We start from the raw sequence: 25,092 nt of genomic DNA on the forward strand, positions 1-25,092 counted from the left end.
GGCGCCGCCTGCGTTCACCTTCACCGGCTGGGGTCTGGCGGAGTACGGCACCGTCTGCGTTCACCCTCACCGGCTGAGGTCAGGTGGAGGACGGCACCGCCGTCCTCGTCCGGTCGGCCTCGGCGGCGAGCTCCAGCAGCTCGCCGAGCATCTCCGGGTGACCGGCGACGAAGCTGCGGCCCTCGTCGCCGCGGCCGATGGCGTCGTCGAACGGCCCGCCGGCAAGGGCGCGCACCGCGATGCCCGCTTCCTGGGCGATCAGCATGCCCGCCGGCAGGTCCACCACCTCCGTCCGATAGCCGATGATGCCGTGGATGTCCCCGCGCGCCAGCATCACCCACGACAGCAGCGGCGCCCACAGTTGCAGCACCCGCCGGGCCCGCACCTCCATCGCCAGTTTCAGCGCGCGCGCCGCCGGATCGTCGCGGGCCACCGCATATCCCTGCGTCCAGGCCAGCACCGGCCCGTGCGGCGCGGGGCGGTACGGCGGAGCCACCGGCCCGGCCGGCCCCGTCGTGCCGGCGCCGCGCACCGCCGACCAGGTGTGCCCCGTCACCGGCTCGTGCACGACCCCGACCACCGGCCGCTCACCGTCGCAGAGCGCCATGCCGACGACGAAGGCCGGCAGGCCGATGGCCAGGTTGTTGGTGCCGTCCAGCGGATCGATCAGCCACGACCAGCGGCTCCCGGGCTCGCCGAGCGCGCCCGACTCCTCCGCCAGCACCGCGTGCGCCGGGAAGGCGCCGAGCACACGGTCGATCAGGATCTTCTCCGCGGCCAGGTCGAGGTCGGTGACCACGTCCCCCGCGTCGCCCTTCGCGTGGACTCCCGTGGTCGTGCCGAGGGCGTGGCGCAACATCGCCCCCGCCGCCTCGGCTGCCTCCACGGCCACATTCCTCGCATGATCGAGCTCCATGCTTCTCCTGTCGTCACGGCGGGTCGTGTGCTGACGGGGCCGCCGGCCGGGTCGGTTGGGTTGAGCGCTGGGCTATATGTGGTTGTGGGGCGTTGCCGTGTTCCCTGAGCGTCTCAGGAAGTCGTAGGCCATGCGCGCCGCACTCGCCGTCTCGGCGGCGTCGCACCGGGTCCTCGTGACGAGATGGGGGCGCGCGGCCAGCGGCCCCAGGGACAGATCGGGCGATCCGGGGACGGTGCGCCCGAGCGCCACCGTGGCCGCCTCGCCGCCCTCGGGGATCACACTGCTGTGGAAGACCCCGGCGGGCAGCGCATATGTGTCACCGGGTCCCCAGACCTCGGCTGCTCCCGTCCCGCAGCGCACGGTACGCGCGGTCGGGCGGATGTAGTCGCGTTCGCCTTCGCTGACCACTTCGAGCACCCGATGGGTGGGGTCCACATCGGCGTCGTCCACGTCGGCGAGCACATTTCTTACATACCCATAAAGCACGTAGCTCGTCAGGTCCCAGCTATGGCAGTGCACCTGGGAGGTGGTCGGCTCGGCCATCCGGAAGGCCGCCGACCAAATGTGCAGGCACACGCCGTACTCCCCGTCGCGCACCACCGGCAGGCACAGGAACCCCAGCGGGTGCCGCACCGCCGCCAGCGACGACCGGCCCTCCGCGAGGTCGCCGAGCACGGCGAGCGCGTACGGCCGGGCCCCGCGGGCCGACAGCTCCTCGCGGACGAACGCGAACCCGGGCGGCGTGCTCATGTGGGGGCCGTGCCGTACGGGTCCCTGGCTCGCAGGGCCTTGCGGGTGAGGTGGGCGATGTCGCGGTCGGTGTAGGACTTGGGCAGAGGCAGGTCGATGGTCTCGAAGAGGGTCAGCACCTCCTCGATGGTGGGCTCGTCGCTCAGCGGCGCCGAACGGTAGCGCTCCATCGGCACCCGGCGTGCCTGCTCCAGGCTCGTGCGCAGCTCGGTGTCGCAGCTCAAGTAGTAGAAGGTGCCGGAGAGGGCGAGCATCGCGCGGTTGGGGTCCTCCACGGTCATCACCACGGAATGGTCGGAAAGGTCCCACCGGAACGTCGTCATGGTTCCGGACAGGCCGACCGCGATGTCGAGCAGGCCGTAACGCTGGCGGTACCAGAACGACGCCAGCACCGTCGCATAGGACTCCATGCGCGCCCGCTCCAGCGACCACCGGTCGCCGGTGCCGTCCGGATGGTCCGACAGGGAACGCCGGTAGAGCGCGTAGGACTCGCAGACGTCGATGTTCGCCGGATCGATGATCTCCAGCCGGACCGTGAGGTGGCGTTTGTCCTTGCGCGCGGCGGCCACTACCTCCGGGAGCGTGACCGCCCGGATGAAGGTGCCCGTGCCGCCCTTGAACGACCAGCGGCTCGTGTCCTCCCGCGCCCGCTTGAGCGCCGCACCGATCTCCTGCGAACTGCCGAGCACCCGCACCAGCGCGGCGTCGTCCAGCGCCCGGCGGGTGCCCTCGACGAGGCTCTCCAGGCGGTCCAGGCTTTCCAGCCGGGCCGGCAACTCCGCCAGGGCGCCGGTGGTGAAAGCCTTCTCGACCGGCTCCTGCCGGGCGCGGTCCCGGATGAGCGCGGTGGCGACGAGGGCCAGGATCACCAGGGTCGCACCGCTGATGAGCTCGTCCTCAGGGAAGGTGGAAGGCAGCACGTCGCCGGGGATGATGCCGAGGCCGCCGACCACGATGGCGAGCACCAGGGCGATGGCTCCGTCGGCGTTCTTTCCCGCCCAGGTCGTGAACGACTTGACCTTCGTGAAGAACGGCCCCATCCGCGTCCCCGCATCCTGATCATCCAAGCCCCACGCCATGGTAACTAGAAGGTCATCACCGGACCAGTTCCCAGGAGGAGGGGAAGCCGTACCTAAGGAGGAGACAGAATCAGACTTTCGGCTCATGAAAAGCACAGGTCACAGGTAATACGGTGTTAATCACGCCGGCGGGGGGCCGGGAGACTTTGGGGGATCTCGGTGCCGGTGCTCGTGGAACGGCGGGCGGGCAGAGCGTGCGCGGGGGCGCTCGCGCTCTGCCTGGCCGCCGCCACGTTTCTCCCCTTCACGCTGCGGTCCCACGACGCCGCCGCACTGGTCCCGGCACCCGCCGGCCACGAGCGCTTCCTTCATGTGGTCGCCCATCCCGACGACGACCTGCTCTTCCTCAGCCCCGACATGTTCGGCGCCGTCGCCTCCGGGCGCGCCACGGCCACCGTCTTCCTCACCGCGGGCGAGGCGACCGCCGGGCTCGACGACGACTACGACCCCCTGCAATACATCAGGGATCGGGAAGAGGGCATCCGTACGGCATATGCCGTACTCGCCGGGAAACCCAACCGGTGGCGCAGCCGCCTTGTGCACGCGGGCGCGGCGCGGCTGCGTATGGACGTCCTGGTCGCGACGCCTGCCATCCGCCTTATCTTCGCCCACCTCCCCGACGGCGGCGACCCCCGCGCCGACGGCGGCCGCGACGCCCTCACCCGCGTCTGGCACGCCCGGCGGCGCGGCGAATGCGCGCGGGCCTTCTCCTCGGCGGCGTATCGGCCGTGCCTGGACCGGCGCGACATCGTGGAGGTGCTCACCACCGTTTTCCGCCGCTTCCGGCCCACCGTCCTGCGCACCCTGGACCCCGAGCCCGGCTCCGGCCCCGGCCACGGCCACGACCACCCCGACCACGTGGCCGCCGCCAGATTCGCCCTGGCCGCCGCCCACGAGTATGGCGACCCGAGGTTGAAAATCGTGTCCTACCGCGGCTACAGCGTGACTTCACGCCCGCCCAACCTCGACCCCCGGCTCCGCGCCCTCAAACGCCGCGTCTTCGCGGTGTACGGCCGGCACGACTACCGGGTGCGGGGCGGCGGCCGCTATCACGCGTGGACGGCACGGATGTACCGTTGCCCACCTTGGGCCCCTCTGAGGGAACCCTCCGGGCAGCCCACCCCCCTCCGCGAGGGACCACCAACCGGAGGCTTCGGCCCACTGTGGTGGCGGCCCTGACGCCGTCGGATGCGGCATGATCGCCCTGTTCGTCGAAGTCTGTCCGAGGAGCGTCATGACTGGTTCCGTGGATGAAGGATGGTCGGGTGTCAGTGGGTATGGGTGGGCCGATGGGTGCGGCGGAGGCCGCTCGGCGGCTTGAGGCAGGGCAGGTCGCCGACGCCGAGGTCGCGGGGATTCTGGACGATCCGTGGTCCGATGCCGATAGCAGCCTGGAGGTCGTCGGGATCAGCGACGTGCCCGGTGGGTGCGTTGTCATTCAGCCGTGGGGACATGCTCCCTCGACTCCCGAGGTGACCGGCAGCCTGTCGGGCGGCACCGTCTGTTACAGCTTCTATGCCAACCCCAAGAGCGGCCGTCAGGGGATGGTGGCTCGCGACGGTGTCGTTGAGGACTCCGACACCCATCCGGGCGGTGGTGACGCGGGTGGGCATCTGGCGGCGGGCGAGATCCTCGCCGAGTATCTCTATCAGGGCCACGCCTTGGCCTACTGCTGTGCCGCCGCTGGGTTGCGGGTGGCGGATGCGCGACCGATCTCCGGGACGCCGGACATGTGGGTGCGGCTCCCGGCGGCGGACGGCTGACGGGAAAACCCGCGATCGCCGCCGGGGTGAAGGCCGGGCCGGTTCGCCATGGTCGCACCGGCCCGGGCGGCTTGGGCCGGGGTCAGTGGCCCTTGATCGCGTGGGGGCGGTAGGGGGCCTCCAAACGGGAGATCTCTTCCGGGCTCAGCCGTACGCCGACGGCGGCCAGGGCGTCGTCGATGTGGCCGACGCGGGTGGCGCCGACGATCGGGGCGGTCACGCCGGGCTTGTGCAGCAGCCAGGCGAGGGCCACCTGGGCCGGGGGCAGGCCGCGCTCCTTGGCGATCGCCGTCAGTTCGTCGACCACGTCGAAGTCGGATGCGTCGTACAGCGACTCGGTGAACGGGTCGTTCTGTGCGCGGACCGTGAGCTGTGCGCCCTCGCGCGACCTGTTGCCCGCCAGGAGGCCACGGGCCAGCGGACTCCACGGGATGACACCCACGCCCTGGTCGAGGCAGAGCGGGATCATCTCGCGCTCCTCCTCGCGGTAGGCGAGGTTGTAGTGGTTTTGCATGGAGACGAATTTCGCCCAGCCGTGCCGCTCGGAGGTGAACAGCGCTTTGGCGAACTGCCAGGAGCTCATGCTGGAAGCCCCGATGTAACGGACCTTGCCCGATCGGACGAGGTCGTTGAGCGCCTCCAATGTCTCCTCGAGCGGGGTCTCGGGATCCCAGCGGTGGATCTGGTAGAGGTCGATGTGGTCGGTGCCGAGCCGCCGCAGCGAGTTGTCCACCGAGGCGAAAAGGTGTTTGCGCGACAGGCCCTTGTCGTTGGGGCCGGTGCCCATCGGGAAGTACGCCTTGGTGGCGAGCACGTAGTCGTCGCGGCTGGAGAAGAGTTTGGCGAGGAGGGCACCCGTAACCTCCTCGCTCACCCCCTCTGAGTACATGTCCGCGGTGTCGAAAAAGGTCACGCCCTCGTCCACCGCCCGGCGGACGAGAGGCTCGGCCTCGTCCAGCTCGAGCACCCAGGGGCGCCACTCTTTCGAGCCGTAGCTCATCATGCCGAGGCACACGCGCGAGACCTTGAGTCCCGTCGTGCCCAAGCGCATATATTCCATGACCGTCCTTCTTCGGGGTTCGAATGTCGAGGGGGTGGTCCTATGCCGGACGCGGCCTCCCTCTGATCGTTCTACCCCTGTGGGCGGTGCACTTCAATGTGATTAGGGCCGCCGAAAAGGAGGTCAGGGCTCGGTTCGGCCTGGCTGTGCCGTACTTCGAGGAGAGGTTTGGGCCGGCTGTGCCGTACGGCGAAGGCCTGGGAAATAGGCGGCGGCCCGCGCCGTGGGGCGCGGGCCGCCTGCGGATCGGATCGGGGCCGGCCCGGTGAGGGACGGTCGGCCCCGGCGTCGGCTAGAACCAGCCGCGACGCTGGGCCATGGCGCGCAGGCCGTTCTGCAGCGCCTGCTCGGCCGCGCCGGGGTGGTCGTTGTATCTCACCGTGAACCGGTTGTAGGTGTCCTGGCTGGAGGTGAGGAAACCGCCGCGCTTGTCGGCTTCCAGGATGACGTCCATCTGGGTCGGGCCCGCGATGAAGGTCAGCTCCAGCTCGTTGAAGTGGCGGGACCACTCGTGACCCGCGTAGTACTCGATTTCCTGGTAGAAGGGCATGTGGGAGCCGCGCAGGGTGCCGCGCTCCAGGTCGGCCTTCTTGAAGCGGAACCCGGCGCGGTCCAGAGCCGCGATGACGTGCTCCTGCGCGGGCAGCGGGTTGATGAAGAGCGGGTCGAGGTCGCCCTTGTCCAGGGCGCCCGCCAGGGCGAGCTCGGTCGCCACACCGAGGCGCATGCCGCGCAGGGGGTGGCCGCCGATCGCGCTGATCGGGGTCTCCCAGGGCACGGGGATCTCCAGCGGCACCGAGTGCTCGGCCTTCGCGGCGAGCTGGAATGGGCCGGCGACCTGCTGGCGCAGGAAGCTGTAGGTGGCGTTGTACTCGCTGTCGCCGCTTTCGACCTCGACCACGGCGGTGAAATCGATGAAAATGCCTTCGACCTTGTGCTCGGACCCGCCGCCGCGGAAGTTGACCTGCCCGCGCAAGATCTCGCCGGGCCGGACATTGGAGTTGGCGAGCACGGTGTCGATCTCGACACCGGCACCGAAGGCGGCCATCAGCTTGCGGAACACCATGTGGGAATCTCCCAGTAGAGGTAGTGATTTTTCGTTGGTTGGCGGGCGTTGGGGCTAACGAACCGGGCGGTAGGAGCGTTCCCGGGCTGTCGGGGTTTGCCCTGATTGACTGGGTTTTAAGCGGATCTGGTGTTGGGGATGGGGAATGTGGATCAAGGACTGGCTATCGGTGCCGGGGTTTCGGCCGGCTCATGAGTTGGGTTATAGACCGAGTTCACGGTCCGTGTCCATGCGTTGGGGGAGGTCGGCTCGGCGGGACAGTGGTGCGGTGTGGGGCTATCACGCCCGGTGACTGTTGTGGCGGGTGATGTCGGTCCACAGTTAAGGACATCGTGGTTGCCGACGGCTTAACGGATAGTTGATGTTGTTTGGGGGGTGGGTTGGGCCGCTTCGCGGTGTCCGGGGGCTCGTCGCGTTAAGGATCTTGTGGTGTCCGGCGCGTCAGCGATCTTGTAGTGGTACGGATCTTGTGGTGGCGCGGGTCTTGTGGTGGCGCTTTCGGCGACCGCTGAAATCCTGATTCGGATATGCCGTAAGTAGAGCGCGCTTTCTTGATCGATTGATATTCGCAATGTTGTGTCCGCGGCAAGGCTTCTGCGGGCCGGTATAAACGATCTCCGGAGGTAACATCACGATGACATTTAAACGGCTGCCGCCTATTTCGCTCGCCCGTGGCCATACTTAGGGCAGAGCTTGGATCTGGGGGTACGGAGAACAATCCGACACGGCTGCGGATCTCGATTGGGGAAGCATCGAGATGTCCGACAACGACATAACGATGGTGAGCGTGGAGGAGTTCGTCCCCGTCGACAGCGTCGACCGGATGCTGGCGATTGCCGAATCCATCTTCACGTTGCCGCCCCAGCAGGGCCTCGCGCTTCCCGAGAATCTCAAGCGGTCGATGGTGTGGATGGTGAAGTACATCGCTCCCACGAGCGAATTCTGGGACTGGCCCATGATCGAGAGTCCCATCGACAACGAGACCAGACTGCACGTCAGTTTTATCGGCCTCGGATGGGTGATCAAGCTGGTGCGCACCTACACCGTCCACCGCCAGGTAAACCCCCTGCACGCCGAGCGGCAACTGTGCCGCCTGCTCGACGCGATAACCGCCGGAACCCCGGTCGACGCCGTGGTCCGGTTGAAGTCCACGTCGTGGACAAGGGCCGAGCTGCGGCAATTGGCGGTATATCTCAAGGGGAACGGTTATGAGGCGAAGGCCGACACCAGGGCGTTTCGGCTCACCGTCGGCCCCGTGGTCGTCTCCGTCGGGGGCCAGGAGTCGGCGGCGATCCCGTGCGCCTCGAATGCGATGGACGAGACCGTCAGAAAACTGTTCCGCGATATCAAACGGTGGGCGAACCGCGAACAGAAGTTTGAAGGCGCTGACTGGTGCGCATATAAACGCCGCAGATTGACGGTCATAATGAGGTCCGTTCCCGCCGGCGGGTGCGCTCCCACGGCGGAGGACCTCGACGTGACCAACGAGCCCACCGGATTGTACGACCGATCGGACAGAATTTGTTATGACCTCGTGGAGGATATGACCGCCAGGTCGCCCCGGCCGCTGGGTTCGCTGGTCTTCCCCGCCTACGGTTTCCACCTGGGGGTGATTCAGCCCCGCGCCGTGCTCCGGGTGGTGGCCGGCTCGGACACCGCCGTCGTCGGGGAGTTCCTCCAATACTTCTCCTATCTCTGGGTCAGCCACTACACGCGGATTTGGCGCTACCTGGAGTTCGAGGATCAGTTTGTCTACGCCAGCGACGTCCGGCGCCTGAAGGAGCTCGACGACCAGTCCCTCGACGGCTACAGCGGCAAGGCGCTGCGCCTGGCCGATCTGCGCAGCCGCCTTGAGCTCATGAACCGGGTGGACGAGGGGCGGGTCAACGCCTATACGCCACCGCACCATCGGTTCTCCTTCGCGCCGGGGGTGGCGGGGACGCGGTCCGTGGTCGCCCGGCTCAGATCCGCACTGATCCCTTCGACGATCACGAAGTTGAACAACGATCCGCTGGCGAAGGCGCCCGAGATTCTCGACCACGCCATCAACGAGTTGTCGCGCGCCTACGGCGCCTTCGCCCTGGCGTCGTCGTTCCGTATGCAGCGCATGTTGCAGATCCTGCAGAGCCTCTTCGTGGTCGCCGCGGTCGCGCAGATCTTCAGCCTGGTGCCGCTCGCCGACGTCGTGGACAGCGCGGTGAGCATCGGTCTCGCCGGCCACGCATGGCATGAAGGAGTTCTCGCCCTCAAGGCGCACTGGGTGTGGCTGAAGGACATCGACCTTTCGCTGATCGCCGTGCGGTTGCTCATCTTGGCCCTGGGGTCCGCGCTGGGCATCGCCATAATCAGGAGGGCCCCGATCTCAGGCATGTTGAAACGTTTGCTCGGCTAGGGTCTTGTTCGCCGGATCGGCCGAGGGCCCGGCTTCCGGATTCCGCTGCGGAAACAAGAGGTCAGGGCCCGGTTTCCAGGGTCGGCTTCGGGGGACACCCATCAAGCTGCACCCAGGGGCTAGGTGCGGTCCCACCTGGTGTAAGACACCGTGCGGGAGATCAGGCGTCCATAGGAGACGTTGTCGAACATCGTGTAACGGTGGCCGAAACTTTCGAGTTCCGTCAGGTCGAAGTTCTCCGGCACCCGCAAAAGCACCTCGTCGAAACGCGGCAGCGTGAGACTCAGCAACCGGCCGCCGTCCGGGAGGAAACTCGCGAGGAGAAACCTGTCCTGCCCCTTGTAGGCCGGTCCTCCCCAAGGAGGGTCGAGATAGACGGCGTCGACCGCCGCCCGCGCCGACTGCACGACGTCCATGAAGTCGCCGACCACGAACTCGATCCGGTCCGCCACGCCGTAGATCTTCGAATTCTCCTCCGCCATGCGCAGCCGATCGCCGTCGACGTCGACCGCGATCACCCGCTTGCCCGCCCGGGCGAAACCGATGCTGCTCCCGCCTATCCCGGCGAACCCGTCCAGCACGACGGCCCCCCGCACGGCCTTCGCCACCGCGAGTGCCGCGTCCTCCGGCATGACGGAATAGAGTCCTTCGGCGTCGGTCCGGATGCCTTCGTCGAACCTGGAAAAATATTCATATCGCCTGTTCCAGTATTTCTGCAGGCTGGGGCCGAACGGGGAGGACGTGGCGTCATCCATGATCGAGGTGGCCTTTCCGTAACGGATCCAATCTCGGAACACCGATTGCGGAGTCAACGGAATTTTGCCCGCTGAAACAGCGCGAATGCCACTCCCCGCGCCCCTTCCTTTCCTGGGTGTCGCTCATCCTGCTGCGAACGATGATCGGCACCTGGCAAATGGAAGAACGGGGAAGCAGTTGTTCACCGTACGAGTGTGATAGCGCTGAGAGCTGTCGATAAAGATCGAGGCGGCGATTGAGTGCCGCCGTGACCTGCCGGAGTGCGCATTTGCGGCAAGTGAGAGCGCTCCATGCCGGACCCCCGAGGCGGGAACGTTCACCAGAAACGTGAGGTGGTGCCCATAAAGCTCATAGTGGCCATTGAGTTCATTGAGTCTACAGGGGCGGCAGGGGAGAGTAGATGGCCTCGGAACGGGGGAGGAAAAGCGAATCGGACCATGGCGAGACGGCAGAACGATTCCGGTCCTCAGCGGATCTACCGCAAAACTCGCCATCAACGCGGTAGGAGAGCAATCTGAGAAAGCTTCGCGAGTCGTGGAGACGATCAATCCCCTACACACGCCGACCACTCCCGCCGCAGACGCCGCTTCCCTACCAGTGCCCCCGAAGTCGCGGGGCGGAACACCGCCTTCGCGTCGGGATTGTCGGTGGCGACGCCTACAGTGGGTCGGGTGAGGCCGGTTACTGATTTGCAGCGCAAGGTGGCACCCTTCCACGTGGTCACCGAGATGACGCCGTCCGGAGACCAGCCGGCGGCCATCGCCGAGCTAGAGCGGCGTGTCAAAGCGGGGGAGAAGGACATGGTGCTGCTCGGTGCCACAGGCACCGGCAAGACCGCCACCGTGGCCTGGTTGATCGAGCGCCTGCAGCGCCCGGCCCTGGTGATGCAGCCCAACAAGACCCTGGCCGCGCAGTTCGCCAACGAGCTGCGCGAGATGTTGCCCAACAACGCGGTCGAATACTTCGTCTCCTACTACGACTACTACCAGCCCGAGGCATACGTCCCGCAGACCGACACCTACATCGAGAAGGACTCCTCGATCAACGACGAGGTCGACCGCCTCCGTCACTCGGCGACCAACTCGCTGCTCACCCGCCGCGACACGATCGTCGTGGCCTCGGTGTCGTGCATTTACGGCCTCGGCACCCCGCAGGAATATGTCGACCGCATGGTCAGGCTCAAGGTCGGCCAGGAGATCGAGCGCGACGCCCTGCTGCGCAGGCTCGTCGACATGCAATACGCCCGCAATGACCTCGCCTTCACGCGGGGCACCTTCCGAGTGCGCGGCGACACGATCGAGGTCATCCCGCAATACGAGGAGCTCGCCGTCCGGATCGAGATGTTCGGCGACGAGATCGAGAAGCTCGCCACACTCCACCCCCTCACCGGCGAGGTCGTGACCGAGGACACCGAGCTTTACATCTTCCCCGCGTCCCACTACGTCGCCGGGCCCGAGCGCATGGACCGCGCGATCCGCGACATCGAGGCCGAGCTTGAGGAGCGCCTCGCCGAGTTCGAGCGCCAGGGCAAGCTCCTGGAGGCCCAGCGGCTGCGCATGCGCACCACCTACGACATCGAGATGATGCGCCAGGTCGGCACCGCCTCCGGCATCGAAAACTACTCCCGCCACATCGACAACCGCCCCGCGGGCTCGGCGCCCCACACGCTGCTCGACTACTTCCCCGAGGACTTCATCCTTGTGCTGGACGAGTCCCACCAGACCGTCCCCCAGATCGGCGCGATGTATGAAGGCGACGCCTCCCGCAAGCGCACGCTCGTCGACCACGGCTTCCGCCTGCCCTCCGCGATGGACAACCGCCCCCTCAAGTGGGAGGAGTTCCTCGACCGCATCGGCCAGACCGTCTACCTCTCGGCCACCCCCGGCTCCTATGAGCTGGGCCGCGCCAAGGGCGACGTCGTCGAGCAGGTCATCCGCCCCACCGGCCTCGTCGACCCCGAGGTCGTGGTCAAGACCACCAAGGGCCAGATCGACGACCTGATGCACGAGATCCGCGTCCGCACGGAGAAAGACGAGCGTGTGCTCGTCACCACTCTCACCAAGAAGATGTCGGAGGACCTCACCGACTACCTCTTGGAAAACGGCATCCGCGTGCGCTATCTCCACAGCGAGGTCGACACCCTGCGCCGCATCGAGCTGCTCCGCGAGTTGCGCATGGGCGAGTTCGACGTCCTCGTCGGCATCAACCTCCTCCGCGAGGGCCTCGACCTGCCCGAGGTGTCGCTGGTCTCCATCCTCGACGCCGACAAGGAGGGTTTCCTCCGCTCCGAGACGTCCTTGATCCAGACCATCGGCCGCGCCGCCCGCAACGTCTCCGGCCAAGTGCATATGTATGCCGACACGGTCACCCCGTCGATGCAGCGCGCCATCGACGAGACCAATCGCCGCCGCGAGAAGCAGGTCGCCTACAACCAGGCCAACGGCATCGACCCGATGCCCCTCCGCAAGAAGATCGCCGACATCCTCGACCAGATGGCCCGCGAAAACGCCGACACCGAGCAACTCCTGGGCGGCGCCCGCCAGCAGTCCCGCGGCAAGGCCCCCGTCCCCGGCCTGTCCTCCAAGGCCGGCCAGCACGCCAAGACCATCGTCGGCGAAATGCCCCGCGCCCAGATCGAGGCCCTCATCGAGTCCCTCACCGACCAAATGCACCAGGCCGCCGCCGACCTCCGGTTCGAGGTGGCCGCCCGCCTCCGCGACGAGCTCAAGGAGCTGAAGCGCGAGGTCCGCGACATGCGCGAGGCGGGGGTGAGCTGAGGCTCATTCTTCTACGGGCTCAGCAGCCGTCATGAGCTGAGCGTCCCTGCGTTCCGGGTTCCTCGGAAACCAGGCGCGCGGCCGAGACCTCGGCACACTGCCAAGGACCGTGAACTCGATCCGCCGGGAGGGTGATCCTCTCCCGGCGGATTCGTGCTTTTAAGAAGGATCCCTCTCCTCGCCCTCGCGATCCTGCGCAGGGCTTCCAGGCGGGAATTTGGTGATTCGGGCGGCACTCTGAGGGCCCTCTATACGAGTACGGCAGAGGCCATGTCGGCGGGTTGTCGGATTCTTGCCTCAGTGGCGGGAGTCCCGCCCTTTGGTTGGTGAAGAGAGCTCACCTTTATGGGTGTGCCCTCGCTTTCCGGACGTCTTGCCGTCGGTGCTATAGGTCAGTTTCAACTCACCAATGAGTCGGTTTTTCCACTCGATCGATTCCACGCGATGACTACCCCCTCCTCTAATGAGCGAGAGGAGGCCCAGGTATGTGATCGCGAGGCACAGAGCGGCGGCGAACACCCAACTCAGAGGGCTGCTGACCGCATGGGCGATCACTGTCCCCAAGGCCTGTCAGGCCTGACCGTAGTGAACGGTGGTTCGTGTCATGCTTTCCCTCCGCATATTCAACAGGCACGTCGGCAGTTGCTTTCCTGGTGCGCACTCCGACGGCATCACTATGCGTGCGCCGGGTCTACAGCACAACTACAGCCTTGAGGGAAACACGCTCAAGATCGAAGAAGGACGGCAGATCCGCCACACGCGCTTCGAGGTTCATGCTACTTCGGCTTCAAGTCGTCCGTATAGAGCAATCTCGAAGAAGCGGCAAACAAGCGACGTCCGCCTTCTTGTGGGTGAGCCGAATATGGGCCTGGAAACCGACCGCTCCGTCGTTTAGAACAGGCGGCTAGCCGAGGAGTCTGCCGAGGTCGATGTCCACTGGGAATCCGATATCGATGATCAGTCTGCTGTGGTGGATCCCCGTGGGAACGTAGCCCGCAACGACGGGATCGAGCTCGTATGTGTACACCACGGGCCTGTCATCGACCTGTTCGATCCGCCACATGTGTCTGATGCCCGCGCTTGAATACATGACGGGTTTCGTGGTGCGGTCCCGCTCTCGGGATTCCTCGGACACGACCTCGGCCACGAGGACGACGTCTTCCGGTTCGAAGGAAGGGCCTTCGGCATGAGAGCCTCGCGCTTGACCACCAGGATGTCCGGCTCGGGGCGCTGACGTAGCCCCAGCGTGACGGTCATCTCGCGCGCCACCGCATATTCGCCGGACGGGTTCAGGCCGTGTTCGATCAGGCGCAGCGCAAGCATGTGAAACGCCGTCTGGGGAGGGCGTTTGACCAGGGAGCCGTCGATGAGTTCGACGTGTCGCGGCGCGCCGGGAGGTAGGCGGTCGAGCATGTCCGCGGTCCATCCTCCCGGTGGGCGAGGAGGGAGCCGGTTCACCACGCGGGGGGTCAGCGGAGTTCGTCCGGGCGGTGGGGTTTTTCGGCGGCGATGGTGCGCTGGTAGAGGTCTTCGATCTCGTCGAGGGGGTCGGCTACCGGGGTGCCGGCCTGGCGGCGGGCTTCGATTTCCATTTCGGTGCGGGTGTGGAGTTCGCCGATGCCGGTGGAGGAGTGGGCGACCTGGTTGTCGAGGAGGTCGGCGCGGATGCGGGCGCAGGTGGAGGTGAGTTTGCCGTGGTGTTCGCGTAGGCGGCCCAGGGTGACGTGGTCGACATAGGGCGAGACGCGGCGCTGCTGGGCGTAGGCGGCGAGCTGGCCGTCGAGGACGTTGGCGTGCTGGCTGATCTCGCCGACGAGCTGGGGGAGGTCGCCGAGGCCCCAGCCCTCGTGGATGGCGCGGTCGACGGCCTGGCGGGTGATGGAGATCTCGCGCTGGAGGTCGATGCGCATGCGCTCGACCTCGGCGGCCTCGCCGGTGCCCATCGCGTTGACGTGGGTGGTGAACTTGCTGGTGGCCTCGCGGGCTTTCTTCGCCGCGACCTTGCCGAGGCGCACCATCGCGTAGATCGCGACTCCGCCAATGATCAGCATGAACAGCAGAGCGACCAGGATGATGGTCAACAGCGTGCTTATTGGAGGCACCCCCCACCAGGAACGGCAAAGATGTTTCGAGGATATCCCGGCGGGGCAGAGCGTGAGCCGGTCAATGTCGGGCGGGGGTGGCGTGGCGGCGCCGTGGTGTCCATGTCTCCGGGGTCTCCGGCCGGGTGGGAGCGGCGTGGTGTCCACGTCTCCAGGTTCACGTGACCAGGCGCCGTGTCGTATCCGGGGTGATGCCACAGTCGGGCGAGGATGGTGCCGTGGGGTCCCTGTCCGTGAGATGACGCCAGGTCACTACTGAACGCGGGCGGCGCGGCGGCGGCGTCGGGCGCGCATGATGCGCCAGGCGAGCCAGGCCAGTACGGCGACGGCCACGATGATCAGCACCGGCACGAAGACGGCGATGAGGGTGAGGCCGAGCGAGCCGGCGTCCTCCATGGTGCTGACGACGGGGGCGCCGACGCCCGCGGTGCCGGCGTTGACCACGGGGCGGGCCGCGGACTTCATGGCGTGGACGGCGAGGGCGATGCCGATGCCGAGCACCCAGCTCAGCCAGGGGCGCTCGGTGAAGAAGGAGGAGCCTTCGAGGTTCGCGGCGGCTTCGGTGCCGCTGAAGACGACGCCGCCGGCGGCGGGGCGCACGGCGGTCTGGATCATGTCGTTGACGTGGTCGACGACCGGGATCTTGTCCAGCACGAACTCGGCGGCGAGCAGCACCGCGATGAGGGCCAGCACCCAACCGTTGGAGAGCCAGGCATATCCTTGCGGCAGCCGTACGGCGTCGGTGAAGTTGGCGAGGAGGCCGACGACCAGCAGCGGGATATAGGCGTTGAGACCGGCCGCGGTGGACAGGCCGACGCCCGTCAATGCCGAGAGCATGGTGCCTCCGGAGGGCTGTCAAAACCCGGATCAGGAAATGTCGGGCGTCCTCGACGACGGACACTTACGACTCTATGAGGAAAGCTCCCGGCATGAGCTTGGGATCAAGCAGGCTTGACGCGTTCCCGACCGACCGCGTTCCTGACCGACCATCGCTTTCCCGACCGACCGCGTTCCTGACCGACCATCGCTTTCCCGACCGACCGCGTTCCCGGCCGATCGTGCCCTCTAGAACTGATCGCGCCCTCTAGAGAGGCGTCCCTCCGGGCCCGGGCTCTGCCACCCCTCCTCGGGCTTGTACTGACGGACCAACCTGGCCGGCACCCCCGCTAATACGCAGTGGTCGGGAAACTCCCCCCGCACGACGGCGCCGCCCGCGACGACCGTCTGACGTCCAAGACGGGTGCCGGGAAGAATGATGGCGCCCGCCCCCAGCCATGAGCCGGACCCGATCTCGACGGGACTGTTACGCGGCCACTGCCGCCCGATGGGCGTCTCCGGGTCGTCGTAAACGTGGTTCTGATCGGTGATGTAGACATACGGCCCGGTGAAGACGTCGTCCCCCACAGTGATGGACTGATGGCCGACGATGTGGCTGCCCCTGCCGATGGAGCAGGCGCGGCCGATGCGCACGATGGTGTCGGGGCCGAGGGGCGCGCCGGGCATCATGCCGGCGGAGATGGAGACCCGTTCCCCGATGAGCGTGTGGTCGCCGATCTCTATCCGCTCCTCCCCGAAGATCGCTCCGACGGGGAAGGCGATGCAGGCTCCCTCGCCCAGGCTGCGGAAACGATATCCGGCGGGCGCGGCGGGACTGATCGTGCCGAGCTTGCCGGCGGTGCGCCACAGGGAGTGTACGGCGTGGCCGGCGAGGCGGACGGTCGTCCGGCGCAGGGCACGGCGGGCGGCCTGAAGCGGGGTGAGGGCCGCGGCCTCGCGAGGGGACATGTGGTGAGAAGTTACCGCTTGGTCGCTATGTCCGGTGCATGGGGCTAAGTCCGGCGTAGACCACGAGAGGGTCGCTTATGGCCACAAGGAGGCTTAGTGGATTGGGTCGGGAGGTCCGGCGGGAGAGGAGTTATAGGCTTCGGCCTGGGCTGTTCGAGCACTTGGCGGGCACTGTTTGATACTCTGAGAGCCCGTGGATAAGTTCGGCCGCAACTTGACCGGCCGTCCCCGCCCTCGGACCACGGGAGCCCCTTGTTGCGCAGTGCCTCTCGCACCAAACATCTGTTCGTCACCGGCGGCGTCGCCTCCAGTCTTGGCAAGGGGCTGACCGCGTCCAGCCTGGGGCGCCTGCTCAAGCTTCGCGGCCTACGGGTGACCATGCAGAAGCTCGACCCCTACCTCAACGTCGACCCCGGCACGATGAACCCTTTCCAGCACGGTGAGGTGTTCGTCACCGACGACGGCGCCGAGACCGATCTCGACATCGGCCACTATGAGCGTTTCCTCGACACCGACCTGCACGGCTCGGCCAATGTGACGACCGGCCAGGTCTACTCCAATGTGATCGCCAAGGAGCGCCGCGGCGAATACCTCGGTGACACCGTTCAGGTGATCCCCCACATCACCAACGAAATCAAAGAGCGCATCCGGGGCATGGCGCACCCCGATGTGGACGTCGTCATCACGGAGGTCGGGGGCACGGTCGGCGACATCGAGTCGCTGCCGTTCCTGGAAGCCGTCCGGCAGATCCGCCACGAGGTGGGCCGGGACAACGTCTTCTTCCTGCATGTCTCGCTCCTGCCGTACATCGGGCCGAGCGGTGAGCTCAAGACCAAGCCCACCCAGCACTCGGTCGCCGCGCTGCGCAGTATCGGCATCCAGCCCGACGCGATCGTGTGCCGGTCCGACCGGCCGATCACGACCAGCCTCAAGCGCAAGATCAGCCTGATGTGCGACGTCGACGAGGACGCCGTGGTGTCCGCGTGTGACGCGGCCAGCATTTACGACATTCCCAAGGTGCTCCACACCGAGGGGCTCGACGCTTATGTCGTGCGCCGCCTCGGCCTGCCGTTCCGCGACGTCGACTGGACGGAGTGGGACCAGCTCCTGCGCAGGGTGCACCGCCCCGCCAAGGAGGTGACGGTCGCCCTAGTCGGCAAATACATCGACCTGCCGGACGCCTACCTCAGCGTCACCGAGGCCCTGCGCGCGGGTGGTTTCGCCACCGACGCCCGGGTCAACATCCGCTGGGTCAAGAGCGACGACTGCGAGACGTCCGAGGGCGCGGCGCGCGAGCTCGACGGCGTCGACGGGGTGCTTGTGCCCGGTGGGTTCGGGGTGCGCGGCATCGAGGGCAAGCTGGGAGCGATCCGTCACGCCCGCGAGAACAAGGTCCCGCTGCTCGGCATCTGCCTCGGCATGCAGTGCATGGTCATCGAGGCCGCCCGCACGCTGGCCGGCGTCGAGGACGCCAACAGCGCGGAGTTCGAGCCGGAGACGCCCGCTCCCGTGATCTCCACCATGGCCGACCAGGAGGACGTCGTGGCGGGCGAGCGCGACATGGGCGGCACGATGCGCCTCGGCATGTATCCCGCCGAACTCGCCGAGGGCTCCCTCGCTCGCAGGCTGTACGGCAAAGCCAAGGTCAACGAGCGTCACCGCCACCGTTACGAGGTCAACAACTCCTACCGCGAGCCGCTGGAGAAGGTCGGCATGGTGTTCTCCGGTCTGTCGCCGGACGGCCGCCTCGTCGAATACGCGGAGTTGTCGGTGGACGCCCACCCGTTCTTCATCGGCACGCAGGCCCACCCCGAGTTCCGTTCACGGCCGACGCGGGCGCATCCGCTGTTCCGCGGCCTGATCGCCGCCGCCCTCGACTACGCCGACACGCGCAATGTGGTCGTGAAGGCCGGTCGGGGAAAGTGAGTGTGGCCGGGCAGGGCGACGCGCCTGCCGTGCCGATCAAGGACATCCCGCAGGAGTGGGACGTCGTCGCGGCCAAGGAACGCTTTCAGGCGCGCGTGATCGGCGTGCGCACCGAGACGGTGTGCATGCCGGAGGGCGTGACCGCCGACCGCGACTACGTCGTGCATCCGGGCTCGGTGGCGGTGGTGGCGCTGGACGACCGGCAGCGGGTGCTGCTGCTCCGGCAATACCGCCATCCGGTGCGGCATCTGCTGTGGGAGTTGCCCGCGGGCCTGCGGGACGTCGCGGGCGAGTCGCTTGTGCTCGGCGCGGCGCGTGAGCTCGCCGAGGAGGCGGGTGTGCGGGCTACGACCTGGCACACGCTGCTCGACGTCTTCACCTCGCCCGGCATGGCGAACGAGCGCATCCGGATCTTCCTGGCCAGGGGGCTCACCGAGATCCCCGAGGACGAGCGCGACTTCGTGCACCGGCACGAGGAGATCGGCATGCCGGTGGAATGGGTGCCGCTCGCCGACGCCGTCCGCCTCGCGTTGGAGGGAAAGATCCATAATTCACCGGCCGTCGCCGGTATTCTCGCCGCATACGCCGCTTCGGTCGACGGATTCACCTCATTGCGGTCCGCCGACGCTCCAGATGTGAACGGAGCGAACGGGGCGTATGAAGCAGACGCACCGGAGGCGTGACCGGAGGAGGAAGTCCTGAGCGAGCCTGCGGCAGTGCTCTCCAGCTACCTCGCGCACCTGTCGGTGGAGAGGGGGCTGTCCGCCAACACGCTCGCCTCCTACCGCAGGGACCTGCGGCGTTATCTCCAGCATCTGTCGGGCCTCGGCCGCCTCTCCCTGGGCGGGGTGGTCGAGGCCGACGTGTTGTCCTTCCTGGCGGCGCTGCGTGAGGGCGACGACGATCATCCGGCTCTCGCGCCGGGGTCGGCGGCCAGGGCGGCTTCCGCCGTACGCGGTCTGCACCGTTTCGCCCTGCGGGAGGGGCTGACCGAGACCGATCCCGCCGGGTCGGTGCGCCCGCCGCGGCAGCTCCGCCGGCTGCCCAAGGCGATCACGGTCGACGAGGTGGAGCGGCTGATCGCCGCCTCGGGCCCTGACGGGGCACCGCTGACGCTGCGCAACCGGGCGCTTCTGGAGCTTCTGTACGGCACGGGCGCGCGCATATCCGAGGCCGTCGGGCTGGCCGTGGACGATCAGGAGGACGCTGAGGTACGGCTGACGGGCAAGGGGGGACGCACCCGTGTGGTGCCGCTTGGGCGATATGCGAGGGGAGCCGTGGATTCCTACCTTGTGCGTGGAAGGCCGTCATTGGCCGCTCACGGGCGTGGAACGTCGGCTTTGTTCCTCAATGCCCGGGGCGGGCGTTTGACCCGTCAGGGGGCCTGGGAGGTGCTTCAGGCGGCTGCTGAGCGCGCCGGACTCGATGGGATTTCCCCACATATATTGCGTCATTCGTTTGCAACGCACCTCCTAGATGGAGGTGCTGACGTTAGGGTGGTTCAGGAGCTGCTTGGCCATGCCTCAGTGAGCACCACTCAGGTCTACACTCTGGTGACGGTTGATCGACTCCGCGAGGTTTACGCGGCCACGCACCCGCGTGCGCTGCGTTGATCCGCTGCGCTCAGCACGACTAGGCGGCGGGATGGGCGTGCCTCCTTGCCGCTTACGTGCTGACGCCATAGTGTCCGTCCGGACGGTCCGGTTCGGGGCCGTCAGGGAGGTTCATCTGGTGACTCTGACCACCGGCGGTTCTGCTCGGGGCGCGACCTCGGGCAACCCCGATAATCCCTGGGGCGACTCCAAGACCGCCGCAGCTCCGAGCGGCGGCAGCCTTGGTCCCACCGGGCGCCCTCGCCCGATGTTCCCCGAGCCGAGGCCACGGCTGACCCACGGACCTGCCCGGGTCGTCGCCATGGTCAACCAGAAGGGCGGGGTCGGCAAGACCACGACCACCATCAACCTGGGCGCCGCCCTGGTCGAATGCGGGCTCAAGGTGCTGCTCGTCGACTTCGACCCGCAGGGAGCGCTCTCGGTCGGTCTTGGGATCAACCCGCTCCAACTCGACCTCACGGTCTACAACCTGCTCATGGAGCGCGGGATCACCGCCGAAGAGGTGCTGCTCAAGACCAACGTCGACGGGCTCGACCTGCTCCCCAGCAACATCGACCTATCCGCGGCAGAAGTGCAGCTCGTCACCGAGGTCGCCCGCGAGCAGGTCCTCGGGCGTGTGATCAAGCCCCTCCTGCCCGACTACGACGTCTGCCTGATCGACTGCCAGCCGTCCCTCGGCCTGCTCACGATCAACGCGCTGGCCTGCGCCCACGGCGTCATGGTGCCGCTTGAGTGCGAGTTCTTCGCGCTGCGCGGCGTCGCGCTGCTCATGGACACGATCATCAAGGTGCAGGAGCGCATCAACGAGGACCTCGAGATCGAAGGCCTCCTCGCCACCATGTACGACGCGCGCACCCTCCACGGCCGCGAGGTCCTCGCCCGTGTGGTGGAGGCGTTCGGCGACAAGGTGTTCCACACTGTGATCAATCGCACGGTTCGTTTTCCCGACGCCACGGTCGCGGGCGAGCCGATCACGAGCTTCGACCCCTCCTCCCTCGGCGCCAACGCCTATCGCGAGCTCGCCAGGGAAGTGCTTTTCCGGTGGGACGCGGAGGAGCACGCGCAGCCCGAGTGAGGGCTTCCCATCGGCGGGGGTGTTTCGTGTGGGCGGTGAGCCGGGTGCTCGCCGCCCTGTTCTAATGGCGGGGCGGGCGCGCCCGTCCGTCGTGTACGGCAGAGCCCGGCCGGGCTTCCGCCGTACGCCGCCCGGCCGGTGCCGGGATTGACATCCCCGGCGCTCGGGCCCGACTGAGGGTCATGCGAGGGCCGGCTGAGAGACAATGGGCAGGTGACCGAGCAGACCGCGATCGATCCCGATGCCTTCCTGGTGCACCTGGATGTCTTCGAGGGGCCGTTCGACCTGCTGCTCGGCCTCATCGCCAAGCACAAGCTGGACATCACCGAGGTCTCCCTCCACAAGGTCACCGACGAGTTCATCGCGCACATCCGTGCCCGCGGCTCCGAGTGGGATCTCGATCAGGCCAGCCACTTCCTCCTTGTCGCCGCCACCCTGCTCGACCTCAAGGCCGCCCGGCTGCTGCCCACCGGCGAGGTCGAGGACGAGGAGGATCTCGCGCTGCTGGAGGCCCGCGACCTGCTGTTCGCCCGGCTGCTGCAATATCGCGCGTACAAGGAGGTCGCCAAGGTCTTCTCCGCGCGTATGGCGGAGGAGGCCCTGCGGTTCCCCCGCGTGGTGCCCATGGAGGCGCCCTTCGCGGATCTGCTGCCCGATCTGATCCTCGGCATCGGTCCCGATCAACTCGCCAAGATCGCCGCCCGGGCCTTCACCCCGAAGGCGCCGCCGACGGTCTCGATCACACACATCTATCAACCGATCGCCAGTGTCCGCGAACATGCGGCTATCCTTGTGTCGCGCCTTCGGCGCATGCGCCGAGCGACCTTCCGGGCCCTGACCGCCGACTGCGACGGCACCCACGAGGTCATCGCACGTTTTTTGGCCGTCCTGGAGCTGTTCCGGGAGGCCGCGGTCTCCTTTGAGCAGCTTGAGCCGCTGGGGGAGCTGCACGTGACCTGGACCGGCACCGATGACGGAGAGGTCCTGGTGGGCGACGACTACGACGAGAGCGCGGGGAAGGGACCGGCCGATGAGTGACGTCCACAATGGCGCCCCTGCCCCGGTCAAGCCTGCCCCGCAGCACGAGGCGGCCGGTCCTGAGGCGGCCCCCCGGGTTGAATGGGCCCGTGAATCGGCCCGTGAGTCGGCCCGTGAGGCAACGCGGATTGGGTCGGCCCAGGTTGAGTCGGCTCGTGAGTCGGCCCGTGAGTCGGTCCAGGTTGAGCCGGTTCGTGAGTCGGCCGAGCGTGACGCAACGCGGCGTAGCGCCGGTCGGCCGGAGGGTGACGATCTCGACCCCGGGCTTCGGCAGGGGCTTGAGGCGATCTTGCTCGTGGCCGACGAGCCGGTGAGCGAAATGAGCCTGGCCACGGCGCTGGAGCGTCCCACACGCGAGATCACGATGGCTCTTCGCCGGTTGGCGAAGGAATACACCGATGAGGGACGCGGTTTCGATTTGAGAGAGGTGGCCGGTGGCTGGCGGTTTTACACGCGAGCCGAGTGTGCGCCCCTCGTGGAGCGATTTGTGCGGGACGGTCAGCAGACCCGGCTGACCCAGGCCGCACTTGAGACCCTGGCAGTTGTGGCCTACCGCCAGCCGGTGAGCCGGGCCAGGGTCGCAGCTGTGCGCGGCGTCAACAGTGACGGCGTCATGCGCACCCTGGTGGCGAGGGGGCTGGTCGAAGAGGCCGGCCACGATCCGGAGAGCCAGGCGGTGCTCTACCGCACGACGGCGTTCTTCCTGGAGCGGCTGGGCCTGCGGGATCTCGGGGAGTTGCCCGAGCTCGCCCCCTTCCTGCCCGACGATGTGGAAACCCTTGAGGAGCAGAACAAGTGATGAGCAGAGGCACCCCGTCCGGTGATGGACGCGGTCAGGGACGCACCGGTGGAGCGCCGCGCGGCGGCTCCCGGGCGATAGGCGCGGGGCGCGGCGGTCAGCGCGCCGGACGCGGACAGAGCGAGGGCCGGGGGCGGTCCTTCGACGGGGGCGGCCGTTTCGGCCGCTCCGACAGCGGCGGCTTCGGCCGCTCGGGCGGTGAGCGTGGCGGTCGCGACGAGCGTGGCGGTCGCGACGAGCGTGGCGGTCGCGACGCCGGGCGTTCCGGCGGCGACCGCGACGGTCTGCGCGCGGGACGCGGCGGCCGGCCCACCGGCGGCGGTCGTCCTGAGGGCGGCTGGGGCCGCTCCGACCGCGACGGTGACCGCGGTGGCCGGGGATTCGACCGCGACCGGGCCGGTTCGGGCCGGGGCGGTCCGGGGGGCGGCGGTTTCCGCGGCTCCGACGGTGGACGCGGCTCCGACGGTGGGGCCCGCGGCGACAGGGGCAGATACGGCGCGGGCCGTGACGACGCGCGAGGCGGGCGTCCGGGCGGTTTCGACCGTGACCGCGGCCGTCCAGGTGGATTCGACCGCGATCGAGGTGGCTCGCGCGGGTCCGAAGGCGACAGGGGCAGGCACGGCGCGGGCCGTGACGACGCGAGGGGTGGCCGTTCGGGCGGTTTCGACCGTGACCGGAGTGGCTCCGGTGGTTTCGACGGTGACCGCGGCCGTTCGGGTGGTTTCGACCGTGACCGGGGTGGTTTCGGGGCGGACCGGGGCTCGGGGGGCCGTTTCGGCTCCGGCCAGGGCGACCGCCGAGGCGGGTCCGACCGGGACCGGGGCGGGTTCCGCCCCGACCGTGATCGTGATGACTTCAGGTCAAGGTCGGGTGAGCGTGGTTCCTTCCGCTCCGACCGTGACGGCGGCCGGGCCGGGTTCGGCCGCGACCGCGACGGCGGCCGTGAGGGCGGCGGTTTCCGCTCCGAGCGCGACGGCGGTCGCGCGGGTGGTTTCGGCGACCGCGGCCGTGACGGGCTGCACGCCGGGCGCGGCGGTGGCCGTGCGGGCGGCGGCTTCCGCGACGGCGGGGACGACCGTGGCGCGGGGCGGTCCCGCGGCTCGTTCGACGGCGGCGAGCGGCGCGAGGGAGGCTTCCGCAACGACCGGGACGATCGGGGCGGGTTCGACCGCGGCCGTTCCGGCGGCGCCTCGGCCGGATCGGGCGCCCGCGGCGGCTCCCGGGAGCGTTACGGCAGGTCGGCCAGGCGTGACGAGGTCATGACGATCGGCGACAGCCGCACCGGATCTCGCTTCGGCGGCCCGGCCAGAGGCGGCGCCGGCAAGGGAACGCCCAGGGACCGCACCCAGCCCGCCAACCCCTTCAAAACCGCACGTCAGCCTCGCCGGGACCCGGAGTTCTACCCGGAGGGCTACACCGACGACCGTGACACCACCGAGGTGCCGGACGGCGTGCGGCTGCAGAAGGTCCTCGCGCAGGCGGGTGTGGCGAGCCGCCGCGCCTGCGAGGAGATGATCGGCGAGGGCCGGGTCACCGTCGAAGGCCAGGTGGTGCGCCGCTTCGGCGCGAAGGTCGACCCCGCCAAGCAGGTCATCCACGTCGACGGCAAGCGCATCCCGACCGCTCCCGACCTGGTCTACTACGCGCTCAACAAGCCCATCGGCGTCGTCAGCACGATGGAGGACCCTGCGGGCCGCCCGTGCCTGGCGGACTTCGTGCAGGATCTCGCGGTGCGCATGTTCCACGTGGGGCGTCTCGACACCGAGACCGAGGGGCTCCTGCTGTTCACCAACGACGGTGAGCTGGCGCACAAGCTGACCCATCCGAGTTTCGGTGTGAGCAAGAAATACTGGGCGAAGGTCCCCGGCCCGATCCCGCGTGATCTCGGCCGGCGGCTGAAGAAGGGCATCGACCTGGAGGACGGCCTGGCCAAGGCCGACGACTTCTCGATCGTTCAGGAGCACGGCCAGCAGGCGTTGGTCGAGGTCGTCTTGCACGAGGGGCGCAAGCACATCGTGCGGCGTTTGCTTGAGGAAAGCGGCCATCCGGTCATCGACCTGGCGCGCATCGAATTCGGACCGATCAAGCTGGGCCGGTTGAAGCCGGGCACGCTCAGGACCCTTTCCGTGAAGGAAGTCGGTGATCTTTACGCCGCGGTCGGCATGTAACCTGGCGCGTTAGGCCGAGTTCAT

Annotated in this window: 21 protein-coding genes and 1 pseudogene; 11 read left to right on the forward strand and 11 right to left on the reverse strand. The window is 67.9% G+C overall.

The window, feature by feature from the left end; genetic code table 11:
- Positions 1 to 79 precede the first annotated feature (79 nt).
- The 3 genes from Ssi02_RS12795 to Ssi02_RS12805 all read right to left on the reverse strand — a co-directional run bounded on the left by Ssi02_RS12795 (position 80) and on the right by Ssi02_RS12805 (position 2,736).
- A complete protein-coding gene (locus tag Ssi02_RS12795; protein ID WP_204025187.1) occupies positions 80 to 916 on the reverse strand; it encodes an inositol monophosphatase family protein in 837 nt (278 codons plus the stop codon).
- Between the two features lie 72 nt (positions 917 to 988).
- Positions 989 to 1,669: a hypothetical protein gene (locus Ssi02_RS12800; protein WP_204025188.1), complete on the reverse strand. Its 681-nt coding sequence runs from the start codon at positions 1,667 to 1,669 to the stop codon at positions 989 to 991.
- Positions 1,666 to 2,736: a hypothetical protein gene (locus Ssi02_RS12805; RefSeq protein ID WP_239128858.1), complete on the reverse strand. Its 1,071-nt coding sequence runs from the start codon at positions 2,734 to 2,736 to the stop codon at positions 1,666 to 1,668. Before Ssi02_RS12805 ends, Ssi02_RS12800 begins: the two co-directional genes overlap by 4 nt.
- Positions 2,737 to 2,907: 171 nt before the next feature.
- On the opposite strand from Ssi02_RS12805, the gene Ssi02_RS12810 reads away from it, so the two are divergent.
- Complete coding sequence (locus tag Ssi02_RS12810) at positions 2,908 to 3,927, forward strand: PIG-L family deacetylase (RefSeq protein WP_204025189.1); 1,020 nt, start codon at positions 2,908 to 2,910, stop codon at positions 3,925 to 3,927.
- A gap of 86 nt (positions 3,928 to 4,013) precedes the next feature.
- A complete protein-coding gene (locus Ssi02_RS12815; protein WP_204025190.1) occupies positions 4,014 to 4,511 on the forward strand; it encodes a hypothetical protein in 498 nt (165 codons plus the stop codon).
- Between the two features lie 82 nt (positions 4,512 to 4,593).
- Here the strand turns inward: Ssi02_RS12815 and Ssi02_RS12820 are convergent, their stop codons facing one another.
- Both Ssi02_RS12820 and Ssi02_RS12825 read right to left on the reverse strand, forming a co-directional pair.
- Complete coding sequence (locus tag Ssi02_RS12820) at positions 4,594 to 5,571, reverse strand: aldo/keto reductase (protein ID WP_204025192.1); 978 nt, start codon at positions 5,569 to 5,571, stop codon at positions 4,594 to 4,596.
- A 292-nt stretch (positions 5,572 to 5,863) separates the two neighbouring features.
- Positions 5,864 to 6,637, reverse strand: coding sequence for a sporulation protein (locus tag Ssi02_RS12825; RefSeq protein WP_204025194.1), 774 nt, complete (start codon positions 6,635 to 6,637; stop codon positions 5,864 to 5,866).
- Positions 6,638 to 7,394: 757 nt separating this feature from the next.
- Here Ssi02_RS12825 and Ssi02_RS12830 point away from each other — a divergent pair.
- Positions 7,395 to 9,029 carry a hypothetical protein gene (locus Ssi02_RS12830; protein ID WP_204025196.1) on the forward strand — a complete coding sequence of 545 codons (1,635 nt, stop codon included), beginning with the start codon at positions 7,395 to 7,397 and terminating at the stop codon, positions 9,027 to 9,029.
- A gap of 119 nt (positions 9,030 to 9,148) precedes the next feature.
- Here Ssi02_RS12830 and Ssi02_RS12835 read toward each other — a convergent pair whose 3' ends face one another.
- Entirely contained in the window at positions 9,149 to 9,784 is a 636-nt protein-coding gene (locus Ssi02_RS12835; protein ID WP_204025199.1) for an RsmD family RNA methyltransferase, read from the reverse strand.
- Positions 9,785 to 10,456: 672 nt separating this feature from the next.
- Here Ssi02_RS12835 and uvrB point away from each other — a divergent pair.
- Positions 10,457 to 12,562 (forward strand): excinuclease ABC subunit UvrB, encoded by a 2,106-nt coding sequence (gene uvrB, locus Ssi02_RS12840; RefSeq protein WP_275410663.1) that lies wholly within the window; start codon positions 10,457 to 10,459, stop codon positions 12,560 to 12,562.
- 904 nt (positions 12,563 to 13,466) lie between these two features.
- Here uvrB and Ssi02_RS39605 read toward each other — a convergent pair.
- The 5 genes and pseudogenes from Ssi02_RS39605 to Ssi02_RS12860 form a co-directional block, all read right to left on the reverse strand.
- A complete protein-coding gene (locus Ssi02_RS39605; RefSeq protein ID WP_307825655.1) occupies positions 13,467 to 13,709 on the reverse strand; it encodes a PDDEXK family nuclease in 243 nt (80 codons plus the stop codon).
- An 89-nt stretch (positions 13,710 to 13,798) separates the two neighbouring features.
- Positions 13,799 to 13,975: pseudogene (locus Ssi02_RS39610) on the reverse strand (Uma2 family endonuclease); the annotation flags it as partial.
- A gap of 56 nt (positions 13,976 to 14,031) precedes the next feature.
- Positions 14,032 to 14,643: a hypothetical protein gene (locus tag Ssi02_RS12850; protein ID WP_239128859.1), complete on the reverse strand. Its 612-nt coding sequence runs from the start codon at positions 14,641 to 14,643 to the stop codon at positions 14,032 to 14,034.
- 273 nt (positions 14,644 to 14,916) lie between these two features.
- Entirely contained in the window at positions 14,917 to 15,501 is a 585-nt protein-coding gene (locus tag Ssi02_RS12855; RefSeq protein WP_204025206.1) for a DUF4126 domain-containing protein, read from the reverse strand.
- A gap of 228 nt (positions 15,502 to 15,729) precedes the next feature.
- A complete protein-coding gene (locus Ssi02_RS12860; protein WP_204025208.1) occupies positions 15,730 to 16,449 on the reverse strand; it encodes an acyltransferase in 720 nt (239 codons plus the stop codon).
- 255 nt (positions 16,450 to 16,704) lie between these two features.
- Between Ssi02_RS12860 and pyrG the strand changes: the two genes are divergently transcribed.
- From pyrG to Ssi02_RS12895, 7 genes are all read left to right on the forward strand, one after another.
- The gene (pyrG, locus tag Ssi02_RS12865) at positions 16,705 to 18,375 is read left to right on the forward strand and encodes a CTP synthase (RefSeq protein WP_204025210.1); all 1,671 of its coding nucleotides are present in this window, start codon (positions 16,705 to 16,707) and stop codon (positions 18,373 to 18,375) included.
- Positions 18,372 to 19,058, forward strand: coding sequence for an NUDIX domain-containing protein (locus tag Ssi02_RS12870; RefSeq protein ID WP_373870130.1), 687 nt, complete (start codon positions 18,372 to 18,374; stop codon positions 19,056 to 19,058). Before pyrG ends, Ssi02_RS12870 begins: the two co-directional genes overlap by 4 nt.
- Before the next feature lie 33 nt (positions 19,059 to 19,091).
- Positions 19,092 to 19,988 carry a site-specific tyrosine recombinase XerD gene (locus Ssi02_RS12875; protein WP_239128861.1) on the forward strand — a complete coding sequence of 299 codons (897 nt, stop codon included), beginning with the start codon at positions 19,092 to 19,094 and terminating at the stop codon, positions 19,986 to 19,988.
- A gap of 118 nt (positions 19,989 to 20,106) precedes the next feature.
- A complete protein-coding gene (locus Ssi02_RS12880; RefSeq protein WP_239128862.1) occupies positions 20,107 to 21,063 on the forward strand; it encodes a ParA family protein in 957 nt (318 codons plus the stop codon).
- Positions 21,064 to 21,276: 213 nt separating this feature from the next.
- Complete coding sequence (locus Ssi02_RS12885) at positions 21,277 to 22,101, forward strand: segregation and condensation protein A (protein WP_204025214.1); 825 nt, start codon at positions 21,277 to 21,279, stop codon at positions 22,099 to 22,101.
- A 127-nt stretch (positions 22,102 to 22,228) separates the two neighbouring features.
- Positions 22,229 to 22,900, forward strand: coding sequence for an SMC-Scp complex subunit ScpB (gene scpB, locus Ssi02_RS12890; protein ID WP_204025330.1), 672 nt, complete (start codon positions 22,229 to 22,231; stop codon positions 22,898 to 22,900).
- The gene (locus Ssi02_RS12895) at positions 22,900 to 25,068 is read left to right on the forward strand and encodes a pseudouridine synthase (RefSeq protein WP_204025216.1); all 2,169 of its coding nucleotides are present in this window, start codon (positions 22,900 to 22,902) and stop codon (positions 25,066 to 25,068) included. Before scpB ends, Ssi02_RS12895 begins: the two co-directional genes overlap by 1 nt.
- Positions 25,069 to 25,092: the final 24 nt, after the last annotated feature.

This window comes from Sinosporangium siamense (assembly GCF_016863435.1).
GTDB classification, from domain to species: domain Bacteria; phylum Actinomycetota; class Actinomycetes; order Streptosporangiales; family Streptosporangiaceae; genus Sinosporangium; species Sinosporangium siamense.